The sequence below is a fragment of the Clostridium carboxidivorans P7 genome (assembly GCF_001038625.1).
Taxonomy (GTDB): Bacteria; Bacillota; Clostridia; order Clostridiales; family Clostridiaceae; genus Clostridium_AM; species Clostridium_AM carboxidivorans.
Window position 1 is genome coordinate 2,468,985 of record NZ_CP011803.1, and the last position, 22,640, is coordinate 2,491,624.

Annotated in this window: 26 protein-coding genes, 1 pseudogene and 1 other annotated feature; of the genes and pseudogenes, 1 reads left to right on the forward strand and 26 read right to left on the reverse strand. The window is 28.4% G+C overall.

Annotated elements, in window-relative coordinates:
* Positions 1 to 14: 14 nt before the first annotated feature.
* The 8 genes from Ccar_RS10740 to Ccar_RS10775 all read right to left on the reverse strand — a co-directional run bounded on the left by Ccar_RS10740 (position 15) and on the right by Ccar_RS10775 (position 5,882).
* Positions 15 to 431: a pyridoxamine 5'-phosphate oxidase family protein gene (locus Ccar_RS10740; protein WP_007059338.1), complete on the reverse strand. Its 417-nt coding sequence runs from the start codon at positions 429 to 431 to the stop codon at positions 15 to 17.
* An 88-nt stretch (positions 432 to 519) separates the two neighbouring features.
* Positions 520 to 876, reverse strand: a complete 357-nt coding sequence (locus tag Ccar_RS10745) for a winged helix-turn-helix transcriptional regulator (RefSeq protein ID WP_007059337.1) — start codon at positions 874 to 876, stop codon at positions 520 to 522.
* A gap of 186 nt (positions 877 to 1,062) precedes the next feature.
* Positions 1,063 to 1,464 (reverse strand): methyl-accepting chemotaxis protein, encoded by a 402-nt coding sequence (locus Ccar_RS27680; protein WP_007059336.1) that lies wholly within the window; start codon positions 1,462 to 1,464, stop codon positions 1,063 to 1,065.
* Positions 1,464 to 1,733 carry a hypothetical protein gene (locus Ccar_RS27685; protein ID WP_007059335.1) on the reverse strand — a complete coding sequence of 90 codons (270 nt, stop codon included), beginning with the start codon at positions 1,731 to 1,733 and terminating at the stop codon, positions 1,464 to 1,466. The genes Ccar_RS27680 and Ccar_RS27685 overlap by 1 nt, the downstream gene beginning before the upstream one ends.
* 213 nt (positions 1,734 to 1,946) lie before the next feature.
* Positions 1,947 to 2,474, reverse strand: a complete 528-nt coding sequence (dcd, locus tag Ccar_RS10760; RefSeq protein ID WP_007059334.1) for a dCTP deaminase — start codon at positions 2,472 to 2,474, stop codon at positions 1,947 to 1,949.
* Between the two features lie 137 nt (positions 2,475 to 2,611).
* On the reverse strand, positions 2,612 to 3,763 hold the full coding sequence (locus Ccar_RS10765; RefSeq protein ID WP_007059333.1) for an acyltransferase family protein: 1,152 nt from the start codon (positions 3,761 to 3,763) through the stop codon (positions 2,612 to 2,614).
* A gap of 156 nt (positions 3,764 to 3,919) precedes the next feature.
* Positions 3,920 to 4,402: a pyridoxamine 5'-phosphate oxidase family protein gene (locus tag Ccar_RS10770; protein ID WP_007059332.1), complete on the reverse strand. Its 483-nt coding sequence runs from the start codon at positions 4,400 to 4,402 to the stop codon at positions 3,920 to 3,922.
* 700 nt (positions 4,403 to 5,102) lie between these two features.
* On the reverse strand, positions 5,103 to 5,882 hold the full coding sequence (locus Ccar_RS10775; RefSeq protein WP_007059331.1) for an NAD(P)H-dependent oxidoreductase: 780 nt from the start codon (positions 5,880 to 5,882) through the stop codon (positions 5,103 to 5,105).
* 158 nt (positions 5,883 to 6,040) lie between these two features.
* Here Ccar_RS10775 and Ccar_RS10780 point away from each other — a divergent pair, with 158 nt between their 5' ends.
* Complete coding sequence (locus tag Ccar_RS10780) at positions 6,041 to 7,003, forward strand: DHH family phosphoesterase (RefSeq protein ID WP_007059330.1); 963 nt, start codon at positions 6,041 to 6,043, stop codon at positions 7,001 to 7,003.
* Positions 7,004 to 7,089: 86 nt separating this feature from the next.
* Here the strand turns inward: Ccar_RS10780 and Ccar_RS10785 are convergent, their stop codons facing one another.
* The 18 genes and pseudogenes from Ccar_RS10785 to Ccar_RS10870 all read right to left on the reverse strand — a co-directional run bounded on the left by Ccar_RS10785 (position 7,090) and on the right by Ccar_RS10870 (position 22,387).
* On the reverse strand, positions 7,090 to 8,358 hold the full coding sequence (locus Ccar_RS10785; RefSeq protein ID WP_007059329.1) for a condensation domain-containing protein: 1,269 nt from the start codon (positions 8,356 to 8,358) through the stop codon (positions 7,090 to 7,092).
* 90 nt (positions 8,359 to 8,448) lie between these two features.
* Positions 8,449 to 8,889, reverse strand: a complete 441-nt coding sequence (locus tag Ccar_RS10790) for a hypothetical protein (protein ID WP_007059328.1) — start codon at positions 8,887 to 8,889, stop codon at positions 8,449 to 8,451.
* Positions 8,890 to 9,002: 113 nt separating this feature from the next.
* Positions 9,003 to 9,575, reverse strand: coding sequence for a DNA-3-methyladenine glycosylase I (locus Ccar_RS10795; RefSeq protein ID WP_007059327.1), 573 nt, complete (start codon positions 9,573 to 9,575; stop codon positions 9,003 to 9,005).
* Positions 9,576 to 9,688: 113 nt separating this feature from the next.
* Positions 9,689 to 10,303, reverse strand: a complete 615-nt coding sequence (locus tag Ccar_RS10800) for a DUF3267 domain-containing protein (protein WP_007059326.1) — start codon at positions 10,301 to 10,303, stop codon at positions 9,689 to 9,691.
* Between the two features lie 151 nt (positions 10,304 to 10,454).
* The gene (locus Ccar_RS10805) at positions 10,455 to 10,946 is read right to left on the reverse strand and encodes a hypothetical protein (protein WP_007064756.1); all 492 of its coding nucleotides are present in this window, start codon (positions 10,944 to 10,946) and stop codon (positions 10,455 to 10,457) included.
* 1 nt (position 10,947) lies between these two features.
* On the reverse strand, positions 10,948 to 11,772 hold the full coding sequence (locus tag Ccar_RS26080) for a CPBP family intramembrane glutamic endopeptidase (protein WP_053075336.1): 825 nt from the start codon (positions 11,770 to 11,772) through the stop codon (positions 10,948 to 10,950).
* Between the two features lie 310 nt (positions 11,773 to 12,082).
* Positions 12,083 to 12,784, reverse strand: coding sequence for a pentapeptide repeat-containing protein (locus Ccar_RS10815; protein WP_007062912.1), 702 nt, complete (start codon positions 12,782 to 12,784; stop codon positions 12,083 to 12,085).
* Positions 12,785 to 12,902: 118 nt separating this feature from the next.
* Positions 12,903 to 13,193: a YciI family protein gene (locus Ccar_RS10820; RefSeq protein ID WP_007062911.1), complete on the reverse strand. Its 291-nt coding sequence runs from the start codon at positions 13,191 to 13,193 to the stop codon at positions 12,903 to 12,905.
* Positions 13,194 to 13,391: 198 nt separating this feature from the next.
* Positions 13,392 to 13,622, reverse strand: a complete 231-nt coding sequence (locus Ccar_RS10825) for a hypothetical protein (RefSeq protein ID WP_007062910.1) — start codon at positions 13,620 to 13,622, stop codon at positions 13,392 to 13,394.
* A 231-nt stretch (positions 13,623 to 13,853) separates the two neighbouring features.
* The gene (locus Ccar_RS10830; RefSeq protein WP_007062909.1) at positions 13,854 to 14,282 is read right to left on the reverse strand and encodes an N-acetyltransferase; all 429 of its coding nucleotides are present in this window, start codon (positions 14,280 to 14,282) and stop codon (positions 13,854 to 13,856) included.
* A gap of 915 nt (positions 14,283 to 15,197) precedes the next feature.
* Positions 15,198 to 15,647 (reverse strand): hypothetical protein, encoded by a 450-nt coding sequence (locus Ccar_RS10835; RefSeq protein WP_007062907.1) that lies wholly within the window; start codon positions 15,645 to 15,647, stop codon positions 15,198 to 15,200.
* A gap of 84 nt (positions 15,648 to 15,731) precedes the next feature.
* The gene (locus tag Ccar_RS10840; RefSeq protein ID WP_007062906.1) at positions 15,732 to 16,145 is read right to left on the reverse strand and encodes a DUF3788 domain-containing protein; all 414 of its coding nucleotides are present in this window, start codon (positions 16,143 to 16,145) and stop codon (positions 15,732 to 15,734) included.
* Between the two features lie 148 nt (positions 16,146 to 16,293).
* Positions 16,294 to 17,046: a methyltransferase domain-containing protein gene (locus Ccar_RS10845; RefSeq protein WP_007062905.1), complete on the reverse strand. Its 753-nt coding sequence runs from the start codon at positions 17,044 to 17,046 to the stop codon at positions 16,294 to 16,296.
* A 235-nt stretch (positions 17,047 to 17,281) separates the two neighbouring features.
* Positions 17,282 to 17,671, reverse strand: a pseudogene (locus Ccar_RS10850) (flavodoxin family protein); the annotation flags it as partial.
* A 22-nt stretch (positions 17,672 to 17,693) separates the two neighbouring features.
* The gene (locus tag Ccar_RS10855) at positions 17,694 to 20,093 is read right to left on the reverse strand and encodes a valine--tRNA ligase (protein WP_007062903.1); all 2,400 of its coding nucleotides are present in this window, start codon (positions 20,091 to 20,093) and stop codon (positions 17,694 to 17,696) included.
* Positions 20,094 to 20,164: 71 nt separating this feature from the next.
* Positions 20,165 to 20,418: a binding site (T-box leader), on the reverse strand.
* Positions 20,419 to 20,663: 245 nt separating this feature from the next.
* The gene (locus tag Ccar_RS10860; RefSeq protein ID WP_007062902.1) at positions 20,664 to 20,876 is read right to left on the reverse strand and encodes a hypothetical protein; all 213 of its coding nucleotides are present in this window, start codon (positions 20,874 to 20,876) and stop codon (positions 20,664 to 20,666) included.
* A gap of 83 nt (positions 20,877 to 20,959) precedes the next feature.
* Positions 20,960 to 21,514, reverse strand: coding sequence for a flavodoxin family protein (locus Ccar_RS10865; RefSeq protein ID WP_007062901.1), 555 nt, complete (start codon positions 21,512 to 21,514; stop codon positions 20,960 to 20,962).
* Between the two features lie 57 nt (positions 21,515 to 21,571).
* Positions 21,572 to 22,387, reverse strand: a complete 816-nt coding sequence (locus tag Ccar_RS10870) for an EFR1 family ferrodoxin (protein WP_007062900.1) — start codon at positions 22,385 to 22,387, stop codon at positions 21,572 to 21,574.
* Between the last annotated feature and the right edge of the window lie 253 nt (positions 22,388 to 22,640).

The window sequence follows — 22,640 nt, forward strand, 5'->3', positions numbered from 1 at the left end:
AAATTATAATTTGTTCAGATATCAAAATCTTCAGACTTGAAATTGCTATAATAGCGTCCTTTCTTTGCCGTAAATTTCAACACACAATAATCAGGGTCAGTTATACCTTGTTTATAGTACATAGTATCACCATCCTGCCATAATTTTTCCTTTGCTTCTGGTGTTTCAAGAATTTCTACCATTCCAACAAGGCTTACCCCTCTGAAAAAGCGTTTATTAACAAAGTATATACTTGCTTTAGGATTTTCTCGAAAATATTTCACTTTATTTGATGATGTGTTTGTTGAAAACCAAAATGTTTTAATTCCTTCACGCTGCCGTGGAGATAACATTGCCTTACTGATAGGGAATCCATCATTATCTATATAACTAATAATTGTCAGATTGCTTTTATCAATTAAATTACCAATTGTTTGTTCTGGATTTCTCATTATTAAAAATACCTCCTGCTTATATTTTCTTTTATTTTAGCAGGAATATATCTGGTTGTATATTACACACTTTTTTGTATGCATAGGTTCAAAGTAATCCTTTTTCTTTCAAGAAATCTTCTTTGCCATCCTCTTTCATAAGCTCAATTCCAATTTTCTGCATAGTAATTACAACATCTAACATTTGTTTTCCTCTTTCAGTTAACGAATACTCTACTTTCAATGGATATCCATTAAATTGCTTCTTTTGAATCATGTCAAAATCCTGCAATTCCCTCAAATGTTGAAGTAACATTTTTTGTCCAATTCCTTCTATGCTTTCTTGCAAATATACTAAAGAAGAAGCTCCTTTCCCAAGTTGCCATAATATAATCGGTTTCCATTTTCCACGAATAATATCATGAGTTAATTCTAAAGGACAAGTATACTTATTTCTTAATTTCATTATCATCCACCTCGACTGCAAATTTACTATTTATCTTTCTATTAACTATAGCATATTTCATAAATATTATAATAATTTTCAAAAAATATAAAAGAGTCTGAAATTATAAACAAACTCTTACTCTTTTATCAAAATAAGTTAATTACTACTCGAAGTATAGTTTATTGTTTTAAACTATATATAGTATTATAATTTCTGTGATAATTCCTCTAAAATCTGTGCAGTAGAACTTAGTTTATCAATAGAGGCAGTGATTTCTTCAATTGCTGAAGCCTGAGCATTAAAAACTGTATTCGATTCATTCACCTTATTAGATATATTTATTACAGACTTTTCAATTTTCTTTAATACTTCATCTATCTTTTTAATTGAATCATTACTATTACTAGATAACTTCCTTATTTCTTCAGCAACTACGCTGAAACCTCTCCCTGAATCCCCGGCTCTTGCCGCCTCGATAGCTGCATTTAACCCCAGTAAATTGGTTTGACTTGATATATTTTGAACAAACTTTAAAATATTATCAGTGCCGCTAACGTTTTCGGCAGCATCTTTTACTTCTTGTAATATATTCTCATTTGCTCCCACTACAACTTGAATTCCATACCATATAGTTCCTTAGGCACATCTTTTATAATTACGTTTCCTGTTTTCAGCGCCTCAAAGGCAGCTCCACCTGTAGGAACTGGATCACCAATGTCTGCTTTTAAAGGAAGAGCTTCACAATTTTGTATCTTTAAATACTTCTTTGTATCTATAATACTAAGAGATATATCATTATCAAAAAGTATAGGTAAATACGGAAGTACTTTATCGAAAGAATCCATAAGTTCATTTCCAGATATGTTCGCCATCATCTATTTCCTCCTATGTTAAGCCATTTTAATTATTTATTATATATTATATCATCATTCTTAAATAAATCATGTGTGCATTATAGTTTTACAATATATACATAACATTTTCACATAACACAAAAACACCCCAAAATTCAAACCAACAATGAGGTGCTTTGATAAATTGTTCATTTTTTCAGTTGTTATTTTAAATAAAAAAAATGTAACATAGAACTATAAGTTTTTCTGAAAATCCTTATACAATAAACTTGGTTGAATTCCTTTATTATTTTGATATTTACCACTAGCGTATCTATCATAATCTCCTTCTATAGAGTGATAGTATATTTGGCAAATTTCAACATCTGCATATATTTTTATAGGCTGAATACAATGAATTTCTAATGTCCAAAATCCACTAAAACCAACATCACCAAAGCCTGCTGTTACATGTATGAACAAACCAAGCCTTCCTATTGAAGACCTTCCTTCAAGCATTGGAACATAGTTGTCTGTTTTTGTGTATTCTTTAGTCCTTCCAAGATATAATTTATTTGGCTGTAAAATTATACCTTCAGTTGGTATGATAATATTTCTGAACTTATTTTCCTTTTTCATATCCAAAGTACGTTCTTCATATACAAGCAATTCGTTATGTAGTTTTAAGTTATAACTATTAGGATTTAATTGCTTTTCATTAAAAGGTTCTATTATAATATCCTTTCCTATTTTTTCTTTAATCTGTTTTCCTGATAATATCATTATGTTACCTCCTATATAGTTTTAGCAAAGTTCGTTATTGCATAATAAATTACATTTGTTATTTAATCTATATAAAACTATACCATAATATCCGTATATTTTAGTTAAAATAATTACTTTTAACTAAAAATTTAAGACTAAATATCTAAACAATTATTTTTATTAATACCATTAGCGTTCTTCGCTACTGGTTTTATAGCAAATATAAAACGTAAAAATTTGATACGCTTTATAATCTCGTATAGAAGGAAACATAATACAAAGGTTATAGTCACAATTATCACATATTTAAGTTCGGCACTTATAGTAAGCTTGATAACAAAGAAACCAACTATAGTATTTATCAACATATGAATTACATATATGGGGAATGAAGCCTTAGAAAGATATTCTAAAACCTGTGCATTCTTATTCATATAACTATTACCTAAACCAAGCAGTGCAAATACAGGCACAAGTTTAGTAGCTCTATCCATTAACCCATAAATAATCCACATTCCAGACCATAGTTCAAATCTATTTCCAATTGTAAGTCTTATATAAATAAGAATAATACTAAGCAAAAGATATATCCATTTATCCCTGTTGATAGCTTTTTGATACCTTTCATCAGTTGCAAGCAAAAAACCGATAAAAAATATTACAAAGTAAGCTAAAGGATTCTTATCACCAAGAATGTCAACAATTGAAGCAATTGCAAAAGGTACTACTGCCAAAATAAGCATTAATGGCTTTTCAAAGAAACTTGCAAGATTTGATATAAAACTATTAGAACTTTTGTCACTAAGCTTTATAAAAAGAGGCATTCCAACTAAGGAAAATGCAAAAAGAAAGATTATAAACCATAAGTGCGCAGGAGTAAATCCTCCATTTAACCCTACAAAATCTCCTGGATTTTTCGTAAAAAAATCAATAAAATGATTAATGAAGGTACTATTCTCATTTTTCGATATTAAGTATATATATGTCATTATAGGATTTAACATGATGCATCCAAATATAGCTGGAATAAGAAGCTTTTTCACACGCTCATTTATAAATTGTTTTGATGTACGCGATTGTATTGAAAAATAGACTGACATACCCGCAATCACAAAAAGCAGTGGCATATGAAATCTATCAATAATACTATCTAATATATTAAAGCTCCGTACATTAATTGTGTCTTTTATATATACAATTGACCATGGCTGCATATTAAATATTAGCAGTGAATGAAATGGAATAACCATTAATACTCCTATTGTCCTCAGCCAATCAATGTCATACCTTCTTGTTGTTTTTCCCATATTTAACCTCTTCCTTTACTTACCTATAAAACTCTACTATCCCAATTTTAATGTCAAGGGATAGTACTTGTCTCATACTTCATTAATTATTTGTGCAAAAAGCTTTCAAATTCTGCATCAACCTGTACACATTCCATATTGTTTAACTGCATAAAGTTATCGTCCCTTTTTTCCAGTTGTACTTATTATATCCATTCTTAATATTGCAATATTATCATACACATTATCATTTTTTAAAGTCTTTTCTTTAATGATAGAAGGTACATTTTCCAAATGATTTAAAATAACTTCCATCCCATACTTCTTTTCTTCAATATTTTCAACAAAAGAAATTTTACCATTGATAACAATTGAGCGATATTCATGCCCACATTCGCCCATTATGTAACCTCCATCATCTATTATTGTAGCACAAACATTAGGATTATAAGAAATAAAGTCTATCTTTAAACCTCTAAGCCCTGTATGCAAAAATAAAACATTTTGACTTTTATCATAACCATAACTTAAACTTACTATATAAGGCTCATTATCTCGACACATTGATATTACTATATATTTCCCTTGTGATAATATTTCATTTAATTCATTTTCATCATTTATTTGTCTATCTTGTCTTCTCATGTGATATTTTTTCAATGTACTTTACCTCCAAACTTATTTTCCCATATGACATTTTGAAAATGGAATTTTGTTGTACCTACATAAAGGTATCTAATCTTAGGATATAAAGTTGCAACCTAAATAAAATATATTTTATTTATTATTTGCTCATTAGACATTATTTAGTCCTTTTTTGCTCTAATAATCAAAAAATATAGCCTTATTTTACCAAACCTATCTAAAACAAATCCCAATGTCATATCAATTTCAGCTGAAATACCTGATGACATATAATACTTTCTATCAGCACCCCAACGTGCTTTTTCTATCCAGTTTACTTAGATTGATCTTTTTTAATAGACTAAGAAATGGAGACTACAATTATGGTTAAAAAGATAAAATATAAAATTAACATTATTTTGGTGCTTTTATTAATCAAAATGCATCCTCCTCAACTATATATAGTGTTATAACAATATTTAAAATGCCATAAAATTTAAGCTAATATTGATATAATCATATGATTTTCCTTAAAACTTCCCTACAAATTACTGATTTATCTTTCCATTAACCATAACATATTTCATAAATATTGTAATGATTTCCAAACATCATGTATGTATTATAGTTTTACAATATATAATATCTTTGTTTTGCGACGCAAAAAGCACTGTAAAATTCAGATTTGAATGATACAATGCTCTAAACCCCATTATTTAAGTCTTATGTCAGTTTTCTAAGTTCTCCGTTTCTGTTTGCCTATAAAATTACCTAAAAAATCAAAAAATCTACCTGCCAGCTTTTTGATAAACCCTAATGAAACATCATAATAGTAATCAGACTCAAACCAACCTTTTTCTTTAAAATAGCAATAATCCCGGTAATTTTCATTCAAAATTACGTTTATAGATTTACGGCTCATTCGGAACATCATAAGCTTGAAAAAAGATGGAATTGGTAATGTGGTACGCATAAGTTCTTTTCTAAACCTTACAGATGCCTTACTGAGTTCTTGCGTTATTTTTTTCTGTTCAAGTGCTGTTCTAGGCTCTAATGACGTCAAACAACATCCTTTTGCCACTTGAAATCCAAAGTTTTCTCCTATATTTTCTAAGTATTTTACAATAGCGGTTCCTCCGTGTATTCCTTGGACAACAATAGCCATAAACGCCTTATTGAAAAAGCGCGGTCGATGTAAAACAAAAGATAATCGATCTAAAAAATTTTTCATAATCGCCGTTACATTAAATGCGTAATTAGGTGTGGCAAAAATTATTCCATCTGAATTATTTATTTTCTCAAGTAGCAAGTCTCGATCATCTTTCAAAGGACAATATTCCTCCCCTTTGTTAAAGCATAACTTACAGCCTTTGCAACTTCCAAGGTTATAGTCACTTAAAAAAACATACTCAAAGTCAAGTTCCATTTGAGACTTGAGGTTTGTAACAAATTCTTGAACAGCCTTATAAGTTGCTTGCTTTCCTGGACTCCCGATAAAAACAGTAATTTTTTTCACTTTTAACCTCTCTAAATATAAACTTTTTTCATTAACTATGTCCCCCTCATATCTATAAAAAATATGTTGTATCTAAATTTTTTATGATATACTTCTAATAATATGATAAGGTTAGTTATTTTAATTTTCAATTATTTTATATAAGGAATGGTGCTGATATGCTTAAAATTTTAGATTTAATTAATAAATTACAAAATGAAAAAAGAGCATTTATACAAACCCATAATTTCCCTGATCATGATGCAGTAGCATCAGCATATGGATTAAGTAATCTTCTTCTAGAATTTGGAATAGAAACACATATCATATATAAAGGTGAAATTCAAAGGGATTCACTTATTAAAATGATAGAAAACCTCCAGATAAATATTAGCAAGTATGAAAATTTTGATATAAAAGAGGATGATAAAATAATTGTAGTAGATGGTTGTAAAGGAAATAGTAATGTTGAAGGGTTAAATGGTACTGAGATAGCAATAATAGATCACCATGATGTAAGTGAGCCAGAAAACATTGAGTATGTTGATATTAGAAGTAATTATGGAGCATGCTCAACTATTATCTATACATATTACAAAGAACTTAAAAAAGTTATACCAAGAAATATAGCAACTGCACTTATTATTGGATTAAATGTAGATACATCTCAGCTTACAAGGAGAGTATCGTTAGAAGATATTAATGCTTTTCATTCTTTATATATTGGAGCAGATATTCATTTCGTTAACTCAGTACTTAGAAATTATATTAAAGTGAAGGATCTTAATTTTTATAATTTTTTGCTTAATAACATAAAAATTAACTCATCCATTGCATTTTGCTATTTTAAGGATGGCTGTAATCAAAACTTACTTGGAATTCTTAGTGACTTTGTATTATCAATTGAGGAAATTGATTTTGTAATTCTATGTGCTAAAAATAATGGAGCAATAAACTTTTCCATAAGAAACGAAAAAAATGGAATAAATGCTGCTTCTATTATTCAAAAAGTGTTAAAAGGCTTAGGACTTGGTGGCGGACATGCAGACATGGCTGGCGGCGTAATAAAAGATATTGCAAAATTTGATGAACAGAAAATTTATAATCTTTTCACTGATGCAATAGAAAATACCAAAAGGTGATTCAATATACATAATATTATAAGATTGAACTGCTTATTTCTTTCAGTTCAATCTTATTTTCACTACATCCTTACATATTCATATAATCACATGCAATTATTTAACTCTTCAACAAGTTTATCCAAAAAAACTGATATTGTATTTCTGTCAGATTGCGTTCCATAAAGATTTACACTAAATGCTGCCTCATCATCAAATGTTGAAATAGCTAGTTGAAAATAGGGACTATATTTGATTGAACCCGTCATATAAGCTTTAGTAATTTCAACTTTCCCAAAAGTAAGCCTTTTTTTATCAAGTATCCCTATATTGGTGAATGCAATAAACGGATTGGCAAATTTCTCTTTTACAATGTTTCTTATCACTTTATATGGTAATATATCAAACATCTTTTCCAATAGGTTAATGCTCTTAATGCAGGCAATGTTTGATTTTTCCTTGTCCATGGTTTTTTTTACTTTAATAAGGGTTTCCTCAAATTCTGTACCAATCTCTGAACCTATATTGCAGTTAAGATTAGTAGATAAATTGCAAATACCCTCTGCTTTGCGATTGGGAAGATATTTTCTCATATCCAAAGAACAAGTTGTAGTAATAACACGACCAAATATTTGAAAAAGTACACGCATATAAGCTGTGAGGATTACATCGTTCAACGTAGCGCCATGTTTTTTAGCATAAGTTTTAATTTGACAAAAATGCTCTTTTGAAAGCGTGCGAATCTCTATAAAAGGATTGCTAAGATTTCCCTCAAGCTGAAACTCAGCTGGATCAAGAGAAAGCATATCATTTTTACTAAACATTATTTTTAACTTGTCATGCATCGAAAATACCTTCAATATTTGGCTTATCTTTCTATTACGCATTGATACTGAAGGGTAATATGAGTTTTCTTCTATATTTGAGTAAATGTCACTGATCATATAAAGATACTCTTTAAATCCAGCAGCATCACATATCATATGATTGATTAGAACACAAAGCGTATCATTTTTGTCACCTCGAACAACTGCAATTTTCAGCTGGGGACCATTTAAAGCATCAATTTCTTTACAGATAAATTCATTAACACTTTTGTCCACATTTGATGTTTCTAAAATCTTCACCATATCATTCGCTGTGTATCCTTTATCCTCCCAGTAAGATTTATTTTTAGTTTCATTAAAACTGCTTCTAATTAGCGGAAAAGAATCTGCTGAAAGGTTGACAGCTTGCTTTAAACGTTCTAAATCAAGTTTTTCTCCAAGTACTGCTACAAAATGCAAAATATGATCATTGATACTTTTAACTTTAAAAAGGTGTTGAAGCATATCCCACGCTTCAACTTTATAATTTAAAAATTGATTGTTTAGCATTTTACCGCGCCCTTCCCTAAACAAATATCAATAATAAATATACAATAGTTTTCACATTTTAAATTTTAGTAATTATTGTATTGAAAAATGTCATTTAATTTTCTTTAACGAAGATGAAATATCTTTATATAATAATGTCTGCATACTATCATCATATATGGATGCATCCGCTTTCATTAATGCTTCTCGTATGCATTCAACTAAATTTGATTTATATCTTGCAATATTCGGCAGTGCCTTAATACACTGTCTCGCTGTAATTGGTTTTTCATCTAAGATATGTTTTAAATAATCATCTATAATTTTGTCAATTTTATTTTCTGTGTCCCATTTAGCATTAACAGATATTAAAACAATGCCTCTGTTTCTTATATATGAATTGTTATTTTCAATCATTTCAACAAACCTATCAAAAAATTTATAAACATCATTAGATTTTTCACTTTCAGTTTCTAGCATCTGCAATGCTTGGTATGCAGCTTTATTATCTTTAGAACATAATCTTTCAATCAATTCTGTGACACTACACACATTTTCACCTTCTTAAATCAATATTAATAATTACAATACTCAGCTCCAAAAGTTTAATTTTGTATGTTTTAGTTAATTATAACATATTTTATAAGTATTACATTGATTTATCATTAAATCTCTTTTGAGCACAAAGCATAACAAAAACAGTCTGTTGTATGGTCGTTTACCATTCCTACTGACTGCATAAAAGAATAGCAGATTGTACTACCTACAAATTTAAATCCATCTTTTTTTAACTGTTTGCTCATTTTGTCACTTAGTTCATTTGAAGAGGGAACTTCTTCTATACTCTCCCAAGCATTAATAATAGGTGTGTTATCTACAAACTTCCATATATAATTAGAAAATGAACCATACTTATTTTGAATTTCCAAAAATGATTTAGCATTAGTAACAACACTTTCGATTTTTCGTCTATTACGAACAATACCTTTATCTTCCATTAATGACTTCAATTTTTCATCTGTATATTTAACAATCTTTTCTGCTTCAAAATTATCAAAGGCTTTCTTATAATTTTCTCTTTTTTTTAGAATAGTCCACCAACTTAATCCTGCTTGTGCTCCTTCTAAACACAGCATTTCAAATAACTTTCTATCATCATATACTGGTACTCCCCATTCTTTATCGTGATACTCAATATATAAATTTTCTTCTGTCACCCAAGCACATCTTTTGACCATTTAGAATACCATCCTTTTGCTTTATATTTTAATCTTCATCTACCTTCTTAAACTTCTTATTAATTTTTTACATTTGAGTCATTTGCTATGAATACTAAACTCATAATCTTAAATTACTTAAAATATGTTTCAAATCCATTATTAATAATATATGAACCCTTTGGAACTTGAGTTGCTATTAAACACATATTAAGACAGTCAACACATGAACCCATTGCATTTATTAAACATAGAAATATTGTGAATCCATTTACCCATCCTAAAAAACTTATAATAAAAGGTAATATAATTGATAACAAAATAAAAGGCATAGCAGAAATAATTAAAAATCTGTTCCTTTCGACTTTTTCAGTAGTGTAAACAAATCCGCAAAGAGCATTTATTCCCCAATATGTTTTATCTGATTCAAATACATTAGGTATAAAAAAAGCATGAATAAATTCATGTATAGTCATAAACATAAAAATTATAACAACATATACAAGAGTAAATAAATTTACTTTAAAAGTAATACTAAATTCATGCTGACTGAAAAAAAGTTCTTTCAATGGTGGATATAAATAATAGAAAATGCCCATAGAAATAATTCCATTTATAAACATGAAAGGTATTGATAGTAAGGTTGCTGTTCCTAAATTAGAAGGTTCTTTTAGTTTTATCCATCCCTCAGATATTAGTTTACCACTTAGTTCTTTATCTGTAGAAGGTATTTTTCTTGAATATTTCATTAATCAGACTCCTTTTTATTAAACATAACTAATTTTTATCTGATGGCTATCATCCTAAGCACTCCCATCACACTCTGCGAAAGCGATTTAGAGTGCTTAGAAAGTGCTTAACGGCTGATACTCTCCTGTATAACTTCTTCTAAAAATCACTTTATTCATCAAAAAAATCTTTATGAGAAATATCTACATTATTACGAGCATTTACGCTTATATCAAAATTACCACTTGCATTTGACCCTGCAATTTTAATAGCATATTTTCCATCTTTAGGAGTAGAAAAACTTATATTCCCTTTATCCTTCAATTCATTTTTTTTAGCTACAATATTATTTTTTGAATCCAAAACTACAATATAAAATTTACCACTATTAATTTTTGTATTATCAACAATATTTATTTCATTACCTTTATTGGATGTAAATTGTATTAAAGACCATTGACCATCAAATTTTTTAAAATCAAAACTTCTACTGTTTTTACCCATTTTGTCATTCTGATGCTGTTCAATACTTTTTTCAAGAACATTGCTTGATAAATACTGATCCGAATCAATATTATTAAAGCAGATTCTATATAGTGCTGTTCCTCCTGCAATCATTATAATTATTAAGGAAATTATAATTGACTTTCTTCTTTTTTTCACCTTACAAACCTCCATTTCTAAAATTATCAATTTTCTTTATACCATAAATCATAAATATGAATGCCACTATTGCAAATAAAACAGTAACTAACAAATTATTAATTTTAGGTATATACATAAATATAACTCCCATGGTATTAAATAATATATGTGAATACATACATAAGTATATTGATTTTGTCCTTACATAAATATACCCTAATAAAACACCTAATAAAAAACCATTAATAAATTGAATACCATTTAGATGCATTATTCCAAATAGTAGAGCTGAGATTATTATTGATTTTTTAACTGAATATTTCTTTAATAATCCAGTAAGGATTACCCCTCTAAATACAAACTCTTCCATAGCAGGTCCAATAATGCAAACATATATAAAAAATGATATTTCAATAGTTTCACTGACAGCTTTTAGCATAAATTTTGGCATCAATACTTTACTAAAAGGTGCTAATATGAAGATTGTTAAGTAACTAGAAATTATTCTAAATCCTAATAATGCTATAGTTATATAAAAAACATTTTTTATAGTAATTTTTTTAGGAGTTTTTTTACAAATATTTTTTTCATCTATTATAATTGAATACCAATAATAAAATAAATTTATAAGTACAGTAAATATAAGTAATATCTTAACTCCATTAAATATAAAAATCTTTAATGAAAATCCAGCTTTATCCTTCATAAATAAAACCGACATGAATATTGTGGCAATTACATAAAAAATCATAACTCCTATAGCATTTATAATATCCATCTTTTTGAACTCTGCTATTCCATTTTCAATATATGATATTCTTTTAAAAGGATTTATATTAAGCATAGTTGCCTCCCCCTAAACCTATATTAACAAATCGCTTAATAAATATTATATCATTCTAATATTGAAATTCTTACACTTAATGGTTATACTATACAAAAAAACAGTTTAAAAGTACAAATTTAATACTGAATTGCAAAGTTATTCCTAATGGTATTCCTCACAGGCAAACTTCATCTGAGTCTAAGAATCACTTGATTTTTGTGTAAAAAAATGCTGTTTTTACCTTATCAATTAATTCTTCATTATACTTATATAACTTGAAATAAAAAGTACCTTTAGTGCTTATATTTCAAAGCTTTAAAGGCACTTCTTAATAGTTTTTTGCTTCTTCTCTTGTCAGCCAAAAGTGAATGCCTGTAGTAGAATCCATCCATCGGTTCTCATTAAAATCTTTTACTTCTACCCACTCACCTACACGATAAACAAAATTATCATCTACTAAAGACCAAGCTTCCATATAACTTTCTTTGTAGTCAAAACTTTTGATTGTAAGAACTTTTGCTTTGCTGCAGCGGCAAGAAGGTAATGTAGCTGAAGTACGCTTTGCATCTTCTGGTATGAGAAGCTGTACTAAACGATTATTAAAACACTTCTTATATCCAAGAAAAGCTCCCTTCTCTGGACAACGCAGCCTAAACCATTTTGTATTTTCATCAGAAATAATACCTTCTAATTTAGCATACTCAAGCACTGCACCATATAAATTTGCATCCTCAATGTTGCAGCCCCGCATATCTGCATATCGAAGCGCTGAACATTCTAAATTTGCATGTCGAAAATCTGTGCTGCGTAAAGTACATTCATCAAACAATGCATTGCAAACACTACTGTACTCTAAATTTGCCTCATCAAACCTAATTCTATGAAATGCACTTAAAGAAAAATCAATGTTAGATAAATCCCAACCTGTAAAATCCATATCAAAAAGCTCTATCTCTCTTAAAACAAGTCTTTCTTTTGATTTCCTATTTTTTAATATATCCTTAAATTCCTCTTGCGATAATTTATACACAATATTTACCTCCCCAATTATAGATGGGTAATTCTATGTATTTCCACTCATTTAAAATACAAATAATCTTTATATTTCAAGTATACTATTGTACTATCTAATTTTCAAAGATCATTGTTCATATTCTTTTATCCGATAATATCAACAAATCCCATTCATATATTTTAACTCTGAATAAACCTCTTTGAATTATTGGATCTTTTTCAGCAATTGTTTTTGCCTCTTCTAAATCCTTAGCCTCGAACATAATCATCCCACCTGATTCATTGGCAAAGCCTCCTCCAACAAAATATCTTTCAGCAGCAACACCCTTTAAGTACTCTACGTGATCCTGAAAATCTTTTGAAGTGACTTCTTTTTCACTATTCTTATAATCAATTCTTACAAATAATTTATCACCTTTTTTCATATCAATTACTCCTCCATTTATATTTTTAACTATTTCAACAAATAATCTTTTAATATTTTAGAACACTTGTTCGTAATGATAATAGCATATATTTCTACTAATGTAAATAAGCTTTCATTTTTATTGAATATTACAAAAGCACTGCAAAATTCTAAATTGAGTACTGCAGTGCCTTTGTTATCTTATTTATTTCTATACCTACCATATGAATGGAATTAAGTGATATCTCACCTTTTCACAAAATTCATCATACCCTAATAAATTTTTAAATAAATATACAGTAATCAATATTGTTGAAACAGCAAAAGTAAGTAAATAAACCCATGCCTGAAAGTAAACAGGTGTCCATGCAGGTAAAAAAATCATTATTCCCATGATAACTATAAGCATTATAAAGCCAGATATAGTTTTTCCAATTATATTATCCATAAAATCACCCCAATCATCAACACTTTATTTATAATTATATATCATAGATAGCACTAAAATACATATAAAACTTTAACTTAATATAACAAGTAAAGTTCTAAAGATTTGATCTAACAACTTATCTAATGTGTCATATTATAGCCTATAAAAAATTGATTTGTCATAATAAAAATACCACATATCATTTAGAATGCGGTATTTTATTAGCTTTATATTTTGTTATGATTTAAGTTATTTATTATTAAATAACATAGTATATTCTATCTCATTTGTTTCTTCATTAAAATGTTCGTCCAAAACCTTAAAACCATTTTTATTATAAAAATTAACTGCATTTTTGTTTTTTATAAAAACATCTAATTTAAGAAACAAATATTTACACTTACAATAATCTATTAAATTCCTACCTATGCCTTCTCCTTGATATTCCTTTTTCACAAAAAGTCCTGCTATATAATTTCCTTCTGTAATTCCTATAAAGCCTTTTATAACATTATTTTCTTCAAATATATAAATATCAGCTGAAGGAAGCATTTGTTTAACCAAATCATAATTATTAATCCAGTACTCTTTTGGTATAAAATCATGTGCCTCTATATTAGTATCAATCCAAATTTTCATTACTGAATCTAATTTACTTAAATTAAAATTTTTAATCATACTCTTCTCCTTAATTTCTTAGAATATTAAAAATTAGAGCAGCATCCACTCATCAAGTTCACCCTTTCTTCTAAATACAATTATATTTTCCTTACTTATTCCACAAACTTTGTTTCAATATTTGAACTGTAAAAACTTAAGTACATACTATGTTAAAGTTCAACCACTGTAAAACTCAAACTGTGAAAAATTTTTTAAAAGTATTTCAATTTGCTTAGAAATAACACTTCCATTATAGATGTAGAAAGGTCTGTTATATTGCATCATCAATTTTTTAATAATATCTAAATTATTTTCCATTCACTAAATTTCCCTAAATTCACTATTTGTATGAATCTAAAAATATAAATTGTAATCACATTATCTTATAATTTATATGCAAATTATATCACAGCATCTAAATATATTCACTTAAATCTAATCCTGGAAAGTTTTCTTTAACAAGTTCTAATAGACTTATCCAACTCTCAAAATCACAGTTTTTGGCGTAATCTATTTTCACAACATCCACCTCTCTTTTTATATCTAATTCTTTTATTTTATCATAAATACTGTATTATTTAATTTTCAACCCTAAAATGAAAAACTAAATTCTTGTTTGAAAGGATAAATTCATATATGATGATTTTAACCCTACAAAATTATGCTTTCTCTAAAATCAAGAATTTAAATTTTCATTTAACGTTATTTTTAAATTGTAATATTAGTACAAAATTGTTTATATAATCCAGCTTTTAAGGAGGTAATCATATTAAATGAAAAATTAGATCGATATCATCTAATAATGCAACAGTTATAAATAAAAAAGTACTCTTAATGATTGTATACCAAAGCTTTAGGAGTACTTTATTTTGTAGGTTTATAATAATCAACTTAAAATTGAAACTTTATCTATTTTCATTTTACTCACAAGTTTTACATAACATGAAGATCCAAAAATTCTAAAGTTATGTTGTTCTCATAAATTTTTCTTATATAAAATCTGGCTGTTAAATCACTGAGTTCACCATTTAAGGGAACACAATCATAATGCACCATTCCTATAGTACTTTCATCTTTAAAGTTCCAATCATGACTTACTTCAATACTATTTATTATTTTATCTTTTTCTTTATTATCAAAAATAGAAGTAATTTTATAATCCTCAGGACCAAACATTTCTTTTATTTCTTCGCGAGTATAACCAACAACACCATAGCCATATACAGCTTGTTCTAATAGCTCAGGTGTCCATTTAACTTCCAAATTATCAGAAAGAAACATAGAAAGTGCTTCCTCATATTTCTCAGCAGCTAAAAGTTCATTCCACTCAATAACCAGATTTTTAATTTCTTCGTCACTTGCACCAATAGGTAATGTCTTCATTTTATAGCTCTCCCCTCAAAATATAAAAATCTTTGTGTAAAATTTACTATTTATAACTCTTAACCAAAAATTGAAATTTAATAATCACTTTCTATTTGGTTTTCTTTTGATAAATAACAATTTTTCCATGTCTACAAATAAGGACGTATCTGTTAATTCAAACATCATCCATTTTCCGTCATGGTAAGTCTTTGATTCATCATAGATTTTTTGCACTTCAATGGAATAGCTTTCTTTATCTTCCTCAAATTTTGCTCGTTCATTTTTTCCAAAAATAATCATAAAACCAACACAATTCTCTTTTGCATATAATGCACAAAGTGTTTTTCCACCTCTACGATATTTATACTCGTATTTCCATGCTTTACCTCCATTGTTCCATAAATATTCCATGTCATATTTTTCTTCAATCATGTCACATAATGCTGTCCAAACTTCAAATAATGGTTTTCCAATTAAATCAATTAAATCCTCGCTTGTAGGTACTTTATATAACATCTTTATGTCTCCTTTCAAATTAATATTTAAAATTCATCATAAAATTACTATTTGTTACATTGTTTTAAATATTTCATTGGTTTACTTGATTAATATCTAAGAATATAACAAACCAACTCCGCTTCATGTAATTCCTTATACTTCAATGTTATGGCTTTCTTGCCAAATACAAAACAATAGTATCATAAAGCTTTATATTATTACCAAAACTCAAAATAGCATCCTTGATGCCTGAATAAAATTTTGATTTATATGGTTCCTGTAGGGTTATATGATCAGCATGTGTACTTATCCATGAGACGTACTCATCAGCATTAAGTACTCTTGTTTTGTGATACTCATAGTATTCAACATTAGCAAATCCATATTTTTTGATATTCTTATAATTTAAATGGCATGTATATTCTGTTTCTGGATGAAAATATTCAGCATATACTTTCTGTATCTTCAAATATAAGGCTTCATTATCACTTTTTTCATCTGTTCGAGTTAACATCATTGCAAATGTTCCATTACTTTCTAACATATCATAAACTTTTGGAAAACCAATTTTCTCTGGTATCCATTGAATGGTAGCTGCTGAATAAACCAAATCAAATTGATTATTACCAAAATCATATGTTTCAAAATCATCATTTACAATTTGAAAATTATTATATGAACTAAATTTTTTCTTTGTATATTCCGCAAGGTTTTCACCTAGTTCAATGGCTAAATACGAACATCCCGTTTTCAATATTGGTTCGGTAGCCTGACCTGTTCCAGGACCAATTTCAAGAACTGTTTTGCTACAATCTAACTTTGAATACTCTATAACATCAGCGAAAAGTTCATCACAATAACGAGTTCTCCATTCATCAAACTTTTTAGGAATTCTATCAAAAACTTTCCTAAAGTCCATAATAATACCTCCCCAATATAAATAATCATTAGTTCATAGTAATTTACATTTCCGACTTAGTCATGTGAAAATTATATCATATTTGTAATGTTATTACATCTAATTTTGATTTCTAAAAATTCCAATAAAAAAGTGCTTTTAAAGCATATGTTTCAAAGCTTTAAAAGCACTTTATTTTTAAATGCGGCTGGTAAAATTGATGATTATGTTTTTCTATTTATTGCAATATATAAAACTAAAACGCCTTTAATTTTTTCATTAGCCATGCCATATTTTCACCCAAGTTTTTCATATTTTTCATACCTTCCTCATCTTTTAAAACATCGCCAATATCTTTTCCATAGACCATATTCCAGTAAGTAGATCCTACCAGTAAAACCTCTTTATTTAATAAAAAATGATTTAAAGTATCTACGGCGGTCATTCCACCACCGCGTCGAACTGCTGAAACAGAAGCACCTACTTTATATTTAATTAGTCCAGGATTAACTGAAATAATAACACCTGATCGTTCAAGAAAAGCTTTCATTTTGGATGATATATCAGCTGAATAAACTGGTGATCCCAAAATAATTCCATCTGCTTCAATCATTTTCTTAAAACATTCATTAAAGGCATCTTTCTGATGCATTGTCTAAAATAAAATTCTATAGTATTTCAATATCATACTTGTCACTAAATTTTACTTGAATATCTTCAGCCCATGTACATGCTTTTATATCTTTTAATGTCTGTCTAATATACTCTTCATAATTCTTTGGAATAGAAATTTTCAATATATTTATTTTTTCTTTTAAAGACAAATTTCTTTCAGATTTATAGCGTCTTACTTCACCTATGATTTTTTTAATATTTTCACCAAACTGCAAAATATTTTCATCGTTATTACCTAATTTCATGCTCCACTGCGTTTTATGAATTGAAATGCTGTTTTCAAAGTTTCTATAAAATGATTGATAAATTTCCTCTGTAATATGTGGAACATATATAGAATACAATTTCAAAATTTCCAAAAGAGTATTATATAAAGCATACTGTCCTGATAATTTCTCCTCTTTTCCATGTATTTCCGGTTTATAAAGCCTATCCTTTATTATTTCCAGATAATTATCACAAAAATCATTCCAGAAGAATTCGTCTATATCGTGCCTGGCAAGACCTATTTCATATTGATTTAAATTTTCTATAGTGTTTTTTTCTAAGATTTTAATTTTTTCAAGTATCCACTTATCTATTGGCAGCAATTTAATTGGGTTTGATCCATCATAATCTTCTAATTGCATAATACAAAATGATGCTGCATTCCAAAGTTTATTTAAAAATCTTTTGGATGTTTTCAATTCTGCTTCTGAAAACATGGTATCTGTTCCAAGTTTAGCACTAGAAGCCCAATATCTTAATGCATCTGCCGAATGTCTTTCTATAAGCTCCTTTGGAGAAGAAGGTGCATTATTTTTTGATTTACTTATCTTTTCTCCCTTTTTTGCTAAAACAAAACCACATAACATAATATCTTTCCATGGAATTTTTCCAGTGTGGAACAGACTTCTTACAATTGTATAAAATGTCCAAGTTCTTATTATCTCATGTGCCTGTGTTCTCATTCCCATAGGAAGAAGTTCTTCTGTCATATCCTTATCTGTATTCCACTTTGAATTTATAAGTGGAGTAAGTGAAGATGTGGCCCACGTATCAAAAACTGCTGTTTCTGGTATAAAGTCTGTACTTCCACAACTACATGGCTCAGAAGGATTTGTTTCAATAGGATTTATAGGAAGTTCTTCATCTTTTGCAAAAATAGGCTTTCCGCACTTTTTACAGTACCATATAGGAAATGGAACTCCAAAGTATCTTTGTCTTGAAATACACCAATCCCATTTTAGATTTTCTACCCATGTTATATATTTATTTTTCATAGATGCTGGGTACCAGTTTATTTCATCAGCAGCTTTAAGATATCTTTCTTTCTCACTTAAAATATCTATATACCACTGCTTTGAAGGTATTATCTCTATTGGCTTTCCACATCTTTCATGAATTGAAACCGAATGTGTTATAGTTTCACTCTTTATTAGGAGATTATTATCTTTAAGCAGTTGTATAATTTTTTCTCTTGCAGCTAAAATTCTAAGCACACCAACAAATGGTATACCTTCTAATATTTTACCATTTTCTTCTATAGTCTTCCTATATGGCAGCTTATATTTCTCGCACCATTCTGCATCTGTGGTATCTCCAAAAGTAGCACACATTACTATACCAGTTCCTTTATCCATGCTTACTTTTTCATCTGAAAGGATAGGTATTTCATAATTATATAATGGTACTGATGCTCTTTTTCCCAGGTATTTTAAATATCTCTCATCTTTTGGATTTATAAATAAGCATACACAACTGTTTAAAAGCTCAGGTCTTGTAGTTGCAATAATCAACTGACTATTTTCACACATAAAAGGTATATAGTTAAAAGTAGTTTCTTTATCTGCATTTTCAAGCTCTGCTTGGGCTATTGAAGTTCGGCATGTTGTACACCATAATACTGGCGATTCTTTTATATATGCTTTTCTGAGCTTTGCCATATCCAAAAATGCCTTTTGAGATATTTTTCTTGCCATAGGACCAATAGTCTTATATTGAAGGCTCCAATCTACACTAAAGCCCATTGACATCCATAAATTTTTAAAATCTTCTTCATACTTTTTAGTTGTAAGCATGCATTTTTCAGTAAACTCACTTCTTGGTATGGAATTTGCTCGTATATTTTCCTCTTTTTCTATTAGTCTTTCAGTAGGAAGACCATTGTCGTCAAAACCAAAAGGATAAAATACATTTTCACCTTGCATTCTATGAAATCTTGCAATTATTTCAGCCTGTGTATAGGAAAATATATGCCCTATATGAAGGCTTCCACTTATTGTTGGCGGCGGTGTGTCTATTGAAAAAGTCTTTTTGTCACTTGTAAAATCATATTTGTATATGTCATTTTCCTGCCAAAATTTTTGCCATTTCTTTTCATTTTCTATTAAATTATATTTTTTATCCAACATTTTTTTACCTCCTAAAAATTAAAATTTTTCTAACTACGCATTTAAGAAAATAAAAAAGCCTTCATCCTAATAAATAGGACGAAGACTGTAACTCCGTGGTACCACCTAAATTTGTACAAAAATACACACTCATTATAGTACGGGTATAGCTACCGATACTACTTCCCTTTTAATGGTGGGAACTCCATTAAAGCCTACTCATATATAATATTTTCGGTTTAAAGCTCCAAGGCTACCTTCATCGCATCCATCACGGAAAATTTCCACCATCATTCCCTCTCTTTATTTCAAGCCTGCAATTACTCTTCCTCATCATAACTAATTACTATATTTTATTTTATATATTATAATTTTTTCCATCTTGTGTCAATATAAATAATAAAAAAATTTATTTAACTTTGAATTCTTAATATTATTATATATATTTTTTCTTATAATATGTAATATCACTTAAAAAAATGACAAATTTAACAGAGTTATTTTCTAATACAGTAACACATGCTAAATAAAAAGGGCTTTCACACTAAAAAAATTAAATAAATATATCGGTTTTCATGTATACATCTTATATTAAAGTTTAACAGTATTTATAAAAAAAACTATTTCTTTTATATACTTTTCTGGTTCTTCATCAGGAATCATATTCCCAGATTTAGAAAACTCAACTACTTCACAAGATGGTATTTCTTTCTTATACAATTGTAAAGTTTCATCTGATATATCAGATGGTATTTTGGCTTCTTTATTTTTATCAACAAATAGAGTAACTGAAATGTTGTTCAACTTTGATATTTCAGAAGAAAAATCAACTTCTCTTGCTTCTTCTTCATCTCTGTCAACTAATACATTTAAAATGTGTCAGTAATTTATCCAACTAAATTTTCTCCATCCTTAAAGGCTCTTAAAGATAACTCCTCAAATTTTTCTAAATCAGGATTAACACTAGTTCCACAGTAATGAATACTATCCTCTATTTTCCAACCATATGTTTCAAAAATGTTAGTAACAAATTTAATGCCTTCTTCAGCTATTTGTGGATTGGAATTACCTTGAGCAAATATTGTTATTGCCTTTTTACCAGAATGTCTTGGTGCAAAATTTTCTCCAAGCATTGGAAAAGTACGATCTAACCAAACTCTTGCTTGACCTGTAACTTGATAATAGTAAATTGGAGAGCCAAATACAATAGCATCAGCTTCATCAATGGCCTTATACATTGGTTGAAGATAATCATTAACGGCACAACCATCATGAGTACGACAATAGTAACATCCTTGGCAGCCGCGAATACCAGGATCATTTAAATCAAATTCAATAACCTCGGCACCTTTAGATTTAGCACCCTTTGCCACTTGTTCTAATAGTTTTGAAGTATATCCATTCTTTCTTGGACTACCTTTAAAAATAACTACTTTTGACATTTCACATCTCTCCTTTAAATATCTATTTACTAACTTTATTATATTATGTATAAAATCCTACAAATACAGTTTAGGTTCCTTTATAATTCTATTTTTAATTGTTAATATTTTTGAAACCAAAAATTTCGGTTTATAAATAATTTTTCTTGCTTTTTTAGGACACCTTTTAACACAACAAAAACAACGTAGGCATTGTTCTTCATCTATTTTTAAAGTTTCCTTATCAATGGCACTCATAGGACATAATTTTGCACATACATTACAATGACTGCATTTACTCATATCTACAAAAGGAGTTTTGGTAAATAACCTAGCACTATTTTTAGGAACTATTTTTGCCATTAATGGTAGTTTACCTTGAGGAATTTTAAGCGAAATATCCTTTAAACTATCAATATTTTGTATTTTCTTCATTATGTTTTTTCCAAATTCTTCGGCCCTATTTAAATCATCATTGTTAGGACGATTTTGTGCAATAGGCATTTCTTCTGTGGAAAATGAGTGTTCTCCTATAAATGAGCCTGCTGCTACTACCTTAAGGCCTGACTTTTTAGCTATAAAATCAAGTTCATTTAGAACTATACCATCACCAATATTTCCATAAACACCAACGAGTACAACTGGATTTCCATTGCCTTTTAAGCTTACTAAAAAAGGATATACTATTTTGGGAATTCTTTCCTCATAAACAGGTACTCCAATTATCACTATGTCTCCATTAATTAATGGAACACCAGCTTCTCTTACTTTAGGCAAGGTTAAATTAATTATTTTATTATTAACTATTCCCATTCCTTTTACAATGGAATTAATAATTTTTTTAGTTGTACCTGTTGGTGAAAAATATATCGTTGTTACTGAACTAATTAACATAATTATTATACCTCTCATTTACCTAATATAATGCTTGTACAATATTTTAATCTTATATGCTCATAATAAAATTCTTAGCTAAATACAGGAACTATCAATTCCATCTAAAATAAATTTATCTTGAATTACCAAAACTATAATTTTCATTATAACATATAAATAAAGCTATGAGATGACAAAGGATTTTTACTAGTTTCCTTTCAAATTGTTAATTTTTAATTCCTACCATGATTCCAAAATATTAAACTACAAA